The 13,404-nt window shown below is 50.8% G+C and carries 13 protein-coding genes; all 13 read left to right on the forward strand.

Translation table 11 applies throughout. The features are described 5' to 3' along the window. Window positions 1-7: 7 nt before the first annotated feature. Window positions 8-463: a flagellar export protein FliJ gene (fliJ, locus tag BLA28_RS13560; protein WP_009250511.1), complete on the forward strand. Its 456-nt coding sequence runs from the start codon at window positions 8-10 to the stop codon at window positions 461-463. Between the two features lie 50 nt (window positions 464-513). Continuing rightward, on the forward strand, window positions 514-1,872 hold the full coding sequence (locus BLA28_RS13565) for a flagellar hook-length control protein FliK (protein ID WP_169897251.1): 1,359 nt from the start codon (window positions 514-516) through the stop codon (window positions 1,870-1,872). Between the two features lie 29 nt (window positions 1,873-1,901). Continuing rightward, window positions 1,902-2,789: a flagellar hook assembly protein FlgD gene (locus BLA28_RS34555; RefSeq protein ID WP_069159124.1), complete on the forward strand. Its 888-nt coding sequence runs from the start codon at window positions 1,902-1,904 to the stop codon at window positions 2,787-2,789. A 21-nt stretch (window positions 2,790-2,810) separates the two neighbouring features. Further along, the gene (locus BLA28_RS13575) at window positions 2,811-3,215 is read left to right on the forward strand and encodes a TIGR02530 family flagellar biosynthesis protein (protein WP_069159125.1); all 405 of its coding nucleotides are present in this window, start codon (window positions 2,811-2,813) and stop codon (window positions 3,213-3,215) included. A gap of 71 nt (window positions 3,216-3,286) precedes the next feature. Continuing rightward, the gene (locus BLA28_RS13580; protein ID WP_069159126.1) at window positions 3,287-4,987 is read left to right on the forward strand and encodes a flagellar hook protein FlgE; all 1,701 of its coding nucleotides are present in this window, start codon (window positions 3,287-3,289) and stop codon (window positions 4,985-4,987) included. Between the two features lie 44 nt (window positions 4,988-5,031). Further along, window positions 5,032-5,241 carry a flagellar FlbD family protein gene (locus BLA28_RS13585; protein ID WP_009250506.1) on the forward strand — a complete coding sequence of 70 codons (210 nt, stop codon included), beginning with the start codon at window positions 5,032-5,034 and terminating at the stop codon, window positions 5,239-5,241. Between the two features lie 42 nt (window positions 5,242-5,283). Further along, the gene (locus tag BLA28_RS13590) at window positions 5,284-6,150 is read left to right on the forward strand and encodes a motility protein A (RefSeq protein ID WP_069159127.1); all 867 of its coding nucleotides are present in this window, start codon (window positions 5,284-5,286) and stop codon (window positions 6,148-6,150) included. A 5-nt stretch (window positions 6,151-6,155) separates the two neighbouring features. Further along, a complete protein-coding gene (gene fliN, locus BLA28_RS13595; protein ID WP_069159128.1) occupies window positions 6,156-7,187 on the forward strand; it encodes a flagellar motor switch protein FliN in 1,032 nt (343 codons plus the stop codon). Further along, window positions 7,188-9,236 (forward strand): flagellar biosynthesis protein FlhA, encoded by a 2,049-nt coding sequence (gene flhA / locus BLA28_RS13600; protein WP_044972749.1) that lies wholly within the window; start codon window positions 7,188-7,190, stop codon window positions 9,234-9,236. 10 nt (window positions 9,237-9,246) lie between these two features. Then, window positions 9,247-10,020, forward strand: coding sequence for a sigma-70 family RNA polymerase sigma factor (locus BLA28_RS13605; RefSeq protein ID WP_069158604.1), 774 nt, complete (start codon window positions 9,247-9,249; stop codon window positions 10,018-10,020). Between the two features lie 10 nt (window positions 10,021-10,030). Beyond that, complete coding sequence (locus BLA28_RS13610; protein WP_009250501.1) at window positions 10,031-10,768, forward strand: flagellar hook-basal body protein; 738 nt, start codon at window positions 10,031-10,033, stop codon at window positions 10,766-10,768. Window positions 10,769-10,846: 78 nt separating this feature from the next. After that, window positions 10,847-11,614, forward strand: coding sequence for a flagellar hook-basal body protein (locus tag BLA28_RS13615; RefSeq protein ID WP_044972748.1), 768 nt, complete (start codon window positions 10,847-10,849; stop codon window positions 11,612-11,614). A 52-nt stretch (window positions 11,615-11,666) separates the two neighbouring features. Then, entirely contained in the window at window positions 11,667-13,382 is a 1,716-nt protein-coding gene (locus BLA28_RS13620) for a DUF342 domain-containing protein (protein ID WP_069158603.1), read from the forward strand. The last annotated feature ends 22 nt before the right edge of the window (window positions 13,383-13,404 follow it).

Raw genomic sequence — 13,404 nt, forward strand, 5'->3', positions numbered from 1 at the left:
GCAGTCAATGAAAAAGTTTAACTTTCCCCTGGAACGGATGCTGAATTATCAGGAACAGGATCTGGAAAAGGAACGGGGGATTATGAGCCGGCTTCTGGCAGCCAGGACGGGGCTTGAAGAAAAAAGGCTGAGACTTATGGAGGAAATGGAAGAAATACAGTCCGAACGGGGAAAGGAAATCCGTAAAGGAACCACCATTTTTTCCCTGCGCTCGTCCAGCGTGCTGCTGGTCAGCGGGAAGAAACAGTTGGAGGAAATCCGGAATGAACTGAACCGCATCGATGAGGAAATCGAAAAACAGCGCCAGATAGTGGTCAGCGTTTCCCAGGAAGTGAAAAAGCTGGAAAACCTGAAAGAAAAACAGTTGGAGGAATACCGCCATGCAGAAGCAAAGGAAGAGCAGGAGATGATATCTGAGCATGTTTCCGGCAGCTTCGTGCGCAATGGCGTTTCCTATATATGATTCCTGCCTCCTGTGGCGGGAAGAAATGGAAAAGAAAGGTGGTGAAAAACATGACAGTACAGACAGTACAGAACGCAGGAATAACAGGAACGGGTAAGGATAACCGGCAAAGCGCCGCGGCCCGGGACTCTTTTATGGAGATGCTGAATACTCATCTGAATCAGGCGTCCGACAGAAAAAGTGCGAATGCAGGCCCGGGAAAAGCGGCATCACAGCCCGGTCAGAAAAGCGGTGAGCCGGTGAAAAAAGAAGAAAACGCAGCTGGAAAAGCATCGCGGGATACGCAGGATAAGACAGGGGATGCCCTGAAGGAAACTGCCGGGAATGCGGAAGACAAACCCGCAGACAAGGTGGAAAAACCGGGCAAAGAACAGACAGAAGCGGCAGCGGGAATCCTGATGGAGGAACAGATGCAGCAGAACGGCTGGGAAATGATTCTGCCCGGGGAGGAGCTTTCCGGAAATACCGGCAGCAGGGAAGAAGAAATGTCTCTTTCCGGTATTGTGCAGACAGCCGATGCGGCAGAAACGTTTCCGGCAGGAAGCGAACAAAATCCAGCGGCCATTGCCAATCCGGCGGCGGGGGAAATGCAGTATGCCCGGGGAAAGAAAACCGACCGACAGACAGCCGGAGCGGCAGAAGATATTTCTGTCCTGAAAGACAGCGGACTGGAAAATGCGGCACAGGCCGGCAGTACCGGTGTAAAAGCAGCCGGAAACGGGCAGGAAGCTTTTGGAGACAGCGCATCCTCTTATGGAGATATGCTGAAGGAACAGTCGGAGCTTCTGAAAGCCATGGCAGGGAAAAGCAAAGAGGAAAAAGATACCGAAACCTCTTATGTTTTGCAGGACAAAGAAACCGATACTGAGGCCCTGCAGAAAAAGGTGGATGAAAAAGCCTATCTTCCCTTAGATCGCATGATAGCCGTGAGAACGGCGGACAGGCCGGAAATGACGGCAGTTCCCAATACGCAGACAGAAGCGGTTCCGGTTATGCAGCAGGTAAAAACAGGTCTGGAGGAAGGAATGGCAAAGGGCATGAACCATTTTACCATTCGTCTTAAGCCGGAAGGCCTGGGAGAAATCGTAGTCCGCATGGTTACGGAAGGCGGCAGAATCTCCATGCGTATCGGCGTGAGCAATGAAGACACACAGCGTCTGATAAACAGCGAGCTGCTCCAGCTGAAGGAAGCTCTTCAGCCACTGAATGCCCAGGTGCAGGAGGTTTATCACAGCGGCTTCGGCGGAATGGATTTTTCCGGATACCAGCAGGATATGTACCGACAGCAGCATCAGATGACGGGCGGGATACTCCGTCACTTTGGAGCAACGGCAGCCGGAGAGGAGGAAGATACTCCGGAAATTCCGGTCTATAACCGGATGGAAGGAAGCTTGTACGCTTATATCTGACAAAAACGGGAAAGGAGGAAACAGCCCAAATGGCAGTAGACGGTTTGAACAGTAGCTATGACACCTATGCTTCCGCTTATGCAAGAAGCACGGAAAATACAGCCGGAGAGAGCAGCGGTACAGGCAATGTAATCGATGCGGTATTCGAGAAGGAATCGGACAGACAGGTTTCGATTGACGACTTTCTGGTGCTGATGGTGGAACAGCTGAAAAACCAGGATTTTATGAATCCGGTTGACGATACCCAGTACGTGACACAGCTCGCACAATTTACTACCATGCAGCAGATGCAGGAACTGGCCTATAACGCGAAAAGCACCTATGCAACCTCTCTTGTGGGAAAGGACGTGACGGCGGCGAAGATCACCGTAAACGGCGACCTGGCCACAACGGAAGGACCGGTGGAGAAGGTTTCCCTGCTGGACGGGGAATATGTGATATACGTGGGAGGCAAAGGCTTTACCCTGGATGAGATCATGGAAGTGAAGCCCTCCAGCCAGAGCGACGGTGCCCTGAAAAAAATAAGCAGCCAGCTGGAAGATATGAATAAGATGCTGGACGGAAAACTGACGGAAGGCTTTGAAAGCATTCGGAATGCCGCGGATAGCGGTGCGGCCGGCAGTGCGGATGGAAATAAAGTTACTGGCGGAACGCAGGGAAGCGGCAGCGCAGACGGAAATGAAGGAACAGACGGAAGCGGGAACGCGGACGGAGTTGGCGGGATGGACGGCAGCGGAAACGCGGGCGGAACCGGTGGAGCAGAAGGCGGCGGTAGTGCGGGCGAAACCGGTGGAGCAGAAAGCAGCGGAAGCACAGATGGAACCGGCGGAGCAGAGAATAACGGAAACGCGAATGAAACAGACGGAGCGGATGGAACCGGAGACGGCTCGAACGCAGACAGTCCGGAAGGTGTATAGGGACGGGAAGGAGGATTAGGGATGGATCCATTACGATATAATCAATTGCTGCAAAGGCCAGTTTATACCGGCAATCCCGTTGATATCCAACAAAACCGGGACAGCAGGGAGACTTCCGGAGAAGAAAATACTTCTTTTCAGAAGGTTCTGGAAGAGAAGCTCAGGGAAGAGAGTGGGATTTCTTTTTCCAAACACGCGATGGAACGCGTGGCAGAACGGAATGTGGATGTATCCGCAGAACAGCTGGAACGCCTGAATGAGGGAGTGCGGCTGGCAGAGGAAAAAGGCCTGAAAACGCCTTTGATTCTTATGGATACCACAGCTTTTGTAGTTAATGTACCCAATAACAAAGTAGTTACCGTCGTGAATGACGAGAGCCTGAAGGGCAGCGTATTCACCAATATTGACGGAACCGTTATGATATAGCCGGTCCTTTTTAGGAGGCTATCTTACCCCGACTGACAGAAGGGTAAGAACGGTGGAAAAGGAGATTTGTAATGTTACGATCATTATATTCGGCGGTGTCCGGTATGAAGGCACACCAGAGCCAGCTTGATGTTATCGGCAATAATATTGCCAATGTTAATACATTTGGTTTTAAATCCAGCCGCGGACGTTTTTCTGATGTGTTTTACCAGACACTCCAGAACGCTACGGGCGGAAGCGCAACTATGGGAGGAACTAATGCTTCCCAGATCGGTTATGGTACCCAGTTGGCTGGCATCGACCTGGACATGAGCCGTTCCGCATTTCAGTCCACCAACAGAGGGCTGGATGTGGCTATTGCCGGAGAAGGCTTTTTCCAGGTACAGGATTCGGACGGAAATATTTTCTATACAAGGGCCGGAGCCCTTCAGATCGATCCCAACAGCGGGAACCTGACAGACGCCAATGGTTATACGGTACTGGGTGTTTCCGGGGATCCGCTTGGCAAAGCGCCGGGCTCCAATAAGATCCATCTGGACATTCCTTCCCAGCAGGCGGCGAAAGCGGTAAAAACGGAAACCATTAACGGGATCCGCTATACGCTGACTTCAGAAAAAGCGACGACAGATGCCAATGTATCCGTGAACTTTGTGGTGGATGATACCCTGCCGGACGGAGCGGACGCTGTGGTAAAGGATACGGAAATGAATACCGGTTCCCTGACAGTCCGCGTCAATGCCAAATCTGTGTTCAGCAGCCTCAGTGATTTGATGGATAAAGTGAACACTGCCATTACCCAGGCTAACGGAGGAAAAGAATACCCTACCGGAAAGCTGTCTCTGACAGCGGTGCCTGACGGCGGCCTGTTCCCCGCAGGAGGTCTGACCGGTGCGGAAATCCTCGGTTATAACTTCGATGTGGTTCCGGGAGAACTGACACTGTCCGCAGACGATGCTGCAACGAATGGTGTTTTTGGTTCCATGCTTCCTAAGACGGTGAGCAGTGTACCTAAATTTACTGCAGAAGGAGACGTGACATTTAATGCCAAATATATCAAGGCAACGGCTGACACAAAAGCAGCGTGGGAAATTACGGCTACTGTGGTAAAAGGCGGAGATACAAGGACTTTTGTGGGACGTATTGATGAAAGCAGTACGGCGGCCAATTCGGTGCTTCTGAAAGAAAGCCCTGTAAAACCCGGAGAAGAAACCGGACAGTATATTGAAATGAAGCATGAAGGCTTTACCAAGCTGTCGGATGAATGGCTGAAGGATCATGCAGGAGCGGATATTGGTACGGCGACAATGACTTCCAAGGGAACCAGTACAGTTACCGCATCACAGGATTCCAAAGAGCTCGGCCTGGGACAGAAAGGCTTTGTCCTGGAAGGCGGAACCGCAGGCGGCACGCTGTCCTCCTCTCAGGTAGGAGTTTCTATTCTGGCGAACGGTATTGTGGAAGTCAACCATCCCGACAAAGGAAAAATCCAGGTAGGCCGTATTGACCTTGCCACCTTTGAGAACCCGTACGGCCTGGAGGAGGTGGGAAATTCCTACTTCCAGCAGACAGCCAATTCCGGCAATGCCAAGCTGTGCCAGGCGGGAACCAACGGCTCCGGCGCTCTGAAATCATCGGCGCTGGAAATGTCAAACGTTGACATTTCCTCCGAGTTTTCTGACATGATAGTGACCCAGAGAGGGTTCCAGGCCAACTCCAGAATAATTACGGTATCGGATACCATCCTGGAAGAACTGGTAAATCTGAAGAGATAACACATACATAAAAAATAAATGGCAGAGATAAGGAGAAGGTATCCGTGATTTTTTTAAGAAAGCTGAACGGGGAACGTTTTGTACTGAACCCGGATTTGATTGAAATGGTTTCCGAAAATCCGGATACTACAATCCTTCTCACCAACGGCAAGCATCTCATCGTGAGGGAAACCATGGATGAGGTAGTGGAAAAAATACGGGAAGAACGAAGGAACATCGTACGCGAGCTGCTGGGCGGAGCCGGCCCCTCCTGAAGGAGGCCGAAAGAAACAAAAGAGAAAAGGATATAACAGGTTATGGACATTTTGTCGATTATTGGTTTGATTTTGGCAGTTGGAATGGTGTTGTTCGGAATTATGTTCGATTCCGATACCACCCGGGTAGTACTCGGGAATCTGCATGCGTTCTGGGATTATCCAAGCCTTGCCATAACAATAGGAGGAACGATAGGCGTTATGATGCTTTCCTTTCCCCCCAGTGCATTTAAAAAAATCGGAAAGCATATGCAGATCATTTTCCGGCCCCAGAAGTTTGACCCCAGGCAGTCTATTCAACAGATAGTGGAGCTTGCGACGGAAGCCAGAATGAAAGGGCTTTTGTCCCTTGAAGATAAGCTGAATGAAATTGATGAACCATTCCTGCACAACAGCCTTATGCTGGTAGTGGATTCTGTGGATTCGGAAAAGGTAAAGGCGGCGATGGAAACGGAACTGGATCAGCTGGATGCACGGCACGCCCTGGATCGCAGCTTTTACGAAAAAGCGGCCAGCTTCGCCCCTGCTTTCGGAATGATCGGTACCTTAATCGGCCTGATCCTGATGCTTGGAAACATGCAGGATGTGAATGCTCTTGCGAGCGGTATGGCGGTGGCCCTTATTACAACCCTCTATGGCTCCCTGCTGGCAAACATTGTATGTCTGCCTGTGGCAAGCAAGCTGAAGGCCCGGCATGAGGAAGAATTTCTGTGCAAGCAGCTTGTCATGGAAGGGGTTATAGCCATACAGGAGGGAGAAAATCCCAGATACATCGAAGAAAAGCTCTACAAGCTTCTGCCGGCCCACATGAAACTCGGAAAAGAGGAAGAAGAGGGCTCGGAAGAGGAAAGCGGCACACCCAGACGTTTCGGCAGAAGAAATAAGAATAATCAGGATAAAAGGAGTTAGGCAAAATGGCAGCAGAGCAGGAAATCCGGAATTTGTCGGAGGATAATATCTTTGACGCGCTTATGGAACAATACGGAAAAGCAGCAGGGGAATCCATCTCCGCCATGCTTAAGACGAAGGTGGAGATCAAGGCTCCGGAAAAATCAGAAACATTGGTTAAGGATGTGGAATACAGCATTCTGGAACCAGCCTTGTTTGTCAAGAGCTGCCTTACTTCGAATGCCGCCGGAAACATTGTCATGATTTTCAGGCAGCGGGATATACAGGCTTTCCTGAACAAGCTGATGGGAAGCGACGACCTGCCGGATCCGGATTTTGAATTCGACGAAGTGGCTATGAGCGCGGCAGGGGAGCTTCTGAACCAGATGGTGCACAGCGCTGCCAAATCGGTGGCGGAGTACCTGGAAAATACTATGGATTCTTCGGACTGCCAGCTGTTTTTATCGGACAGCGGACAGCGTCTGTGGGAAATTATGGGAGAGGATGCCGCATGTAAGACCACTGTCATCCGCTATGGCATGACAATTGGGGATCTGATGGAAACAGAGTTCCTGGAATGCATATCCGAAACGGCAACGGACAGCCTGATGCAGGAAATTACGGTGAAAAAGCAGAAGGAGGAGGAACGGGCCGTCCGGGAGGAAGAAGAACGAAACAGCATTCAAATCATGGACAGCATGCCGGACGAGAACGGTACCGGGCTTCTGGCCGCCGGGCGGATTGACGGAACCGCATACCGGGAAACGGCGCAGCTGCAGCCGGTATCCATCCCGCAGGGAAATCTGGGACTGCTGATGGATGTCCCCCTTCATGTGTCTGTGGAAATCGGTAAAACAAGACGTAAGCTGAAAGAGATTCTGAGCCTTAATAACGGCATGGTAGTGGAGCTTGATAAACAGGCTGACGCGCCGGTGGACATTATTGTTAACGGCCAGCTGATTGCGAGAGGCGAAGTAGTGGTCATAGACGATAACTTCGGGGTGCGCATCAGTGAAATAGTAAATACCAAAAGTATTATAGAAAATGGTGATCTGTAATTGAAACGATATAACATAGTGGTGACTGCCGGTGTAATCGGAATTATTTTCCTGATTTTGATACCCCTCCCTACCTTTTTATTAGACTTTTTCTTTATATTGAACATTACCCTGTCGCTGGTGATTCTGTGTATGGCGATGTATATCAGGGAAACCCTGGAATTTTCCGTTTTTCCCTCGATGCTGCTGATCACCACACTTTTCCGGCTGGGACTTAATATTTCCTCCACCCGGAAAATCCTGTTTGACAACGGATATGCAGGACAGGTGGTAAAGACCTTCGGAGAATTTGTCATCCGGGGAAATGCCATTATCGGATTTATTATTTTCCTGATTATCGTGTTGGTTCAGTTCATCGTAATTACCAAAGGCTCCGAGCGTGTGGCTGAGGTTGCGGCACGTTTTACCCTGGATGCCATGCCGGGAAAACAGATGGCGATTGATGCAGATCTCAATACCGGCCTGATCGATGAACAGGAAGCCAGAATCAGAAGATCCAAGGTACAGCGGGAAGCCGATTTCTTCGGTTCCATGGACGGTGCCACGAAGTTTGTAAAAGGAGATGCCATTATCTCTATCATCATTACGCTGATCAACTTTATAGGCGGCATTCTGGTAGGGACAATGAACAAACAGGGAAGCATCACCGAGATCATGCAGATATACACCACCTCCACAATAGGCGACGGCCTGGTATCCCAGATACCGGCGCTGCTCATATCTGTTGCTACCGGTATGATCGTAACACGCTCCGCTTCCGAAAACAGCCTCAGCGAAGAGGTGACAAGGCAGTTCCTCGCCCAGCCCCGCGTCATTATGATGGCCGGTGCGGCCGCCGCGTGCCTGAGCCTGATACCGGGATTTCCGGTAATTCAGATACTCTGTACATCGGCAGCATTGCTGGCAGGCGGTTATTACCTGCAGCGGAAACAGAAAAATCTGATAGAAGAAACCGTTCCCGGAATGGTGGAAGCGGAAGTGACAAGCGAAGCTGATTTTTATAAAAATATGGACAATGTCTATGGGCTTCTGAATGTGGAGCAGATAGAAATGGAGTTCGGCTACAGCCTGATTCCCCTGGCGGATGAAAGCAACGGCGGGAATTTCATAGACCGTGTGGTCATGTTCCGTAAGCAGATGGCGCTGGAAATGGGCTTTGTCATCCCTTCCGTCCGGATCAAGGACAGCGGGCAGCTTAATCCGAATCAGTACAGCATCCTGCTGAAAGGAGAAGAAGTGGCAAGAGGAGATATCCTTATGGATCATTTCCTGGCGCTTTCTCCCGGCCCGGACGCGGATGACATCCCGGGAATCGACACCATAGACCCGGCCTTTCACATCCCTGCCAAATGGATCAGTGAGGATAGGAAAATACAGGCGGAAATGGCAGGCTATACCCTGATCGATCCGGCTTCGGTAGTCATCACACATCTGTCGGAGGTAATCAAAGAACATCTTTACGAACTGCTCAACCGTCAGGAGGTCAACAACCTGCTGGAAAACCTGAAAAAGACCAATGCGAGCATTGTGGAGGACACAATCCCCGGCGTTATCAGTCCGGGCAGCCTGCAGAAGGTGCTGGCAAATCTGCTTAGAGAAGGAATTCCCATCCGTGATATGGAAACGATCATTGAAACGGTGGGCGATTACGGAAAACAGATCAAAGATACGGATATGCTCACGGAATACGTGCGCCAGGCGCTGAAACGCACCATTTCCCACCGCTTTTCCGAAGCAGGACAGATGAAGGTGATCAGCCTGGATGAAAAAATCGAGAACATGCTCATGGCCTCCGTGAAAAAGATGGAAACAGGCTCCTATCTGGCCCTGGATCCTTCCTCCATACAAAGCATCATTACCGCTTCCACCGGGGAAATCAACAAAATCAAGGATCTGGTTAATGTTCCGATTGTGCTGACCTCACCCGTGGTGCGGATTTACTTTAAAAAGCTGATAGACCAGTTTTACCCCAATGTTACGGTGCTGTCGTTCAGTGAAATAGATAATAATATCCAGATTCAGGCGCTTGGAAATATCGTCCTGACGTAGAAAGGAAAAAATGTTGGCGGAGTTGACGGAAACCCGGGAAGCCCGGATGCTGAAGGAATACCAGCAGACCGGCAGCCCGGAGTTAAGAGAAAAACTGATAAATGAATATATCCACCTTGTGCGTTCCGCCGCGGTGCAGATGAGAGGCATGGCATCCGGCTATGCACAGGAAGAAGATTTGGTGAACCAGGGCGTACTTGCGCTGATGGATTGTCTGGAACGATACGATGAAACAAGGGGCGCGAAGTTTGAAACCTTTGCATTCCTGCGGGTAAGAGGTTCGCTGATAGATTTTGTACGAAGCCAGGACTGGGTGCCTCATCGGGCCCGTTCCCTGCAGAGACATATCGAAGAAGCCTTCCGGCAGCTGGCAAATGAAAAAATGAGGGAACCGGATGCGGCGGAGGTAGCCGCTTACATGGGCCTTCCAACAGAAAAAATTGAGAGCCACCTGCAGTATATGGATCGTGCCTCCATCCTTTCTTTTGAAGGGATGATGCAGGATGCACAGGAAAATGCCAGCCGGATGGAACCGGAAAGCCCGGATCTTTCTTTAAGGCCGGAAGAAAGCTACTGCCGGCAGGAGCTTACGGAAGTGCTGGCCCGGGCTGTGGAGGGACTTACGGAAAAAGAACGGCTGGTCATCACCCTTTACTATTATGAAGAATTAAAATATGCGGATATCGCCCGGATTCTGGACGTAGTGGAATCCCGCGTATGCCAGATCCATACGAAGGCTGTCAAAAAACTCAGAGACAGTCTGCGGGAATATATGGAAGGTTAGGAGGAAACCGATGTTATCAGGTTTTTATACGGCGGCTTCAGGCGTGCTCACCAATCAGAGGGCACTGAACCTGAACGCCAATAATATGGCAAATGTTAAGACACCCGGTTATCGGGAACAAAGACTGATTAAAACCACCTTTGAAGAAGAATTCCTGCGTATGCAGGGAGGAAAATCCACTTCCATGGGAAGCGGATCACTCATGACGGCGGCCGCATCCCAGGCGGTTTCCTTTAAACCCGGGGACCTGACCGAGACCGGAGGCGCCTATGATCTGGCCCTTGGCGGAGACGGTTATTTCGTCATCCAGGGAGAGAACGGAGAGTATCTGACCCGGAACGGCAATTTCCGCATGGATGCCGAAGGATATCTGAGCCTGAACGGAATAGGAAGGCTCATGGGAGAAAATGGCCCCGTCCGTCCCGGAAATGAAGGTTTTCAGGTAGATGAACAGGGTACCTTCCGGAACGGAAAGGGAGATATCCTGGGAACGCTCAGAATCGTGATGCCGGATATACCCGAAAATATGCAGTTCTATGAAAACGGAATGTTCCAGGCGGGAAATGCACAGCTTCTTCCCGTGAATACCGCCGTGATTCAGGGCAGCCTGGAGGGCTCCAACGTGGACTTGAGCGCGGAAATGACCAGAACCATGGAAATCCAGCGCGCGTTTCAGTCCTGCAGCAAGGCGCTTACCATCATCGACCAGATGAACCAGAAGACGGTTTCGGAAATCGGAAAAATCTGAGGGTAAAAAGCGCAGCGCAGAATTCACGCGCGCATACACCCTGCATACGGCGAAGCGTGCAGATGGGAGAAAAGAAAGATGAATACAGCATTTTATACGGCGGTTTCCGGGATGAGGACCTTTCAGTCCGCCCTGGATATCACCGCCAATAACATGGCAAATGTGAACACTACGGCTTACAAGGCAGAAAGAGGAGCCTTTCAGGATCTGCTGTACACGCAGATGGACGTCAAATCCGGAGAGCTTCTTACCGGACACGGCGTAAAAATGAGTGATGTGCAGCCGGTTTTCATCCAGGGGGCATTTGAAAAAAGCGGACAGCCGCTGGATTTTGCCATTACAGGAGACGGTTTTTTCGCCGTGGAAAAAGGAAACGGAGGAACCCAGCCGCTGTATACCAGGGATGGCTCCTTCAAAATATCCGTATCGGAGGAGGGGGACTTCCTGGCTACCAGGGACGGATATTTTGTGCTGGACGGAGATGGAAAGCGCATCCAGCTGACCAAAAAGGTTGTGAAAGATAAAGACGGAAAAGAACAGGCCACCAATCAGCTGGACCTGGACGGCCTGAATAAAAAAATAGGCCTGTTTACCTGTGATAATCCGGAAGGACTCGTGCATATGGGTAATAACAGATACCGTTCCGGAGAGTTTTCCGGCCAGTGGACAGCGGTTAAGGAACAGACAAACAGCAACCGTATCGTATCCGGAGCCCTTGAACTGTCCGGCACCGAGCTCTCTTCGGAAATGGTGAATGTCATTGAGGCCCAACGCGCATTCCAGCTGAACGGAAGGATTGTGACAACTGCGGATCAGATCGAAGAGATCATCAATAATCTGAGATAAGTGATGCAAAAGGGCGGAAAACAGGTATGTCAACCGGTAAAGGAGAGTTCCCATGAAGGAAAAAAGTCTGCTTTATAATCTGTTTATGAAATACCTCGGGGAAGATGGGGAGGAAGAAGCAAAGCAGGAAACCCCTCTGTCGGACCACGGGGGGGACGATAAACAGGAACATATGCATGATGGCGGAGAAGCAATTCCTCAGGAGACAGATGAGGAGCTTTCCGAACAGCCGGATATACCGCGGAAAACGGAGCCTGAGCCCCTGATTGAAACCGTGGAAGACTGGAATGAAGCGGAGCTGCAGAAGCAGAGGGAGCTGGACGCCAGAAGCCGGGGCGCGGAAGAACCGGACTCTGAGGAAATGCCTGCAGAACCGGAAGAAGAGATCGTCCCATCCAGGGATGCTTCCCTGGAGCTTGCTATAACAGATGATAAAATGAAAGCAACCATGATGGTATGGGAACCGGAAGGGGACGGGGCGGATATAACAGAGGAGGCCCTTTACAAAGCCCTTCAGGAGAAGCATATCACCTATGGGATTGATGAGGAAAAAATCCGTGATATCGCGGAAAACAAACGTTACCGTCAGCTGTTTGTCATTGCCTCGGGCAAGCCTGCAAAGGACGGAACCAGCGGGAAAATAAAGGATTTTTTTCCGAGACAGGTACAGCTGAAATATGCCACCAAACAAAATGGGGGCATTGATTTTAAAAACATGAACCTGATCCATAATGTAAAGGAAGGCGATGTGGTATGTCAGATCACCCGTCCCACAGACCCGGAAGACGGCATGAATATTTACGGACAGCCGGTCCGGGGCAGACAGGGCGCTATGCCGGCCATCCCCCAGGGAAAAAACATCACCTATAACGAGGACGGCACACAGCTCGTGGCGGCCTGCGAGGGCAATCTGACCTTCCGCAGCGGCCGTTTCCATGTGGAAAAGGTATTCGAAGTGGCCGGAAATGTGGATAATTCCATTGGAAATATTAATTTCAGCGGCAGCGTATTTATCCAGGGAGATGTATTTGAGGGCTATGAAGTACGCGCCAAAGGGAATATTACGGTTATGGGAATGGTGGAGGGAGCCGCGCTCATCGCGGGCGGAGATATCCAGCTCCAGAAAGGAATGCGCGGCATGCACTGCGGCGTCCTGGAAGCGGGAGGCGATATTACCGCCAAATTCCTGGAGGACTGTACCATTCACGCCGGCAGCAATATCCAGGCGGAATATATCATCAACTCCCAGGTTGCCTGTGAAAACAATCTCACCCTTGTGGGACGCAGGGGAGCCTTTATCGGGGGAAGCTGTTCCGTATACAATGAAATGAATGTCAAAGCGGTAGGGGCGGCGAGCCACATCACCACCTCCGTCACGCTGGGAGCCACCCCGCAGCTTATTGCGGAAGCGGAAAAAGCGGCCCGGGAAATTCGTGAAGTATCCGAACAGATGGAAGAAAACCGCAAAAATACGGCCTGGCTTACCGAAAAGCAGAACCGGGGAAGCCTGACGCCCGTCCAGCAGCAGAGACTGAGCGCCCTGAACCTGGAAGCATCGGTAAACAAACTCAAACAGCGTCAGCTGCAGAGCAAAGCAGCACAGCTGGCAAAACAAATCCGGGAGGTAGGAAGGACCCGCCTCCAGGCGGATGAGGTTTATCCCGGTACGATTATCTGCATCGGGGATTCCAGGCTTGTGGTTATGGATAAAGAAGACAGTGTGAGCTATTACTATCTGGACGGAGAAATCCGCAAGGGCATGCTCTGACAGAAATAAAATGAGGGGAAAC

This window comes from Eisenbergiella tayi, from assembly GCF_001881565.1.
Lineage (GTDB): Bacteria > Bacillota > Clostridia > Lachnospirales > Lachnospiraceae > Eisenbergiella > Eisenbergiella tayi.

Coding starts and splice junctions, on each gene's coding strand:
- fliJ (WP_009250511.1), top strand. CDS start 8: ATGAAAAAGTTTAACTTTCCCCTGGAACGGATGCTGAATTATCAGGAA.
- BLA28_RS13565 (WP_169897251.1), top strand. CDS start 514: ATGACAGTACAGACAGTACAGAACGCAGGAATAACAGGAACGGGTAAG.
- BLA28_RS34555 (WP_069159124.1), top strand. CDS start 1,902: ATGGCAGTAGACGGTTTGAACAGTAGCTATGACACCTATGCTTCCGCT.
- BLA28_RS13575 (WP_069159125.1), top strand. CDS start 2,811: ATGGATCCATTACGATATAATCAATTGCTGCAAAGGCCAGTTTATACC.
- BLA28_RS13580 (WP_069159126.1), top strand. CDS start 3,287: ATGTTACGATCATTATATTCGGCGGTGTCCGGTATGAAGGCACACCAG.
- BLA28_RS13590 (WP_069159127.1), top strand. CDS start 5,284: ATGGACATTTTGTCGATTATTGGTTTGATTTTGGCAGTTGGAATGGTG.
- fliN (WP_069159128.1), top strand. CDS start 6,156: ATGGCAGCAGAGCAGGAAATCCGGAATTTGTCGGAGGATAATATCTTT.
- BLA28_RS13605 (WP_069158604.1), top strand. CDS start 9,247: ATGTTGGCGGAGTTGACGGAAACCCGGGAAGCCCGGATGCTGAAGGAA.
- BLA28_RS13610 (WP_009250501.1), top strand. CDS start 10,031: ATGTTATCAGGTTTTTATACGGCGGCTTCAGGCGTGCTCACCAATCAG.
- BLA28_RS13615 (WP_044972748.1), top strand. CDS start 10,847: ATGAATACAGCATTTTATACGGCGGTTTCCGGGATGAGGACCTTTCAG.
- BLA28_RS13620 (WP_069158603.1), top strand. CDS start 11,667: ATGAAGGAAAAAAGTCTGCTTTATAATCTGTTTATGAAATACCTCGGG.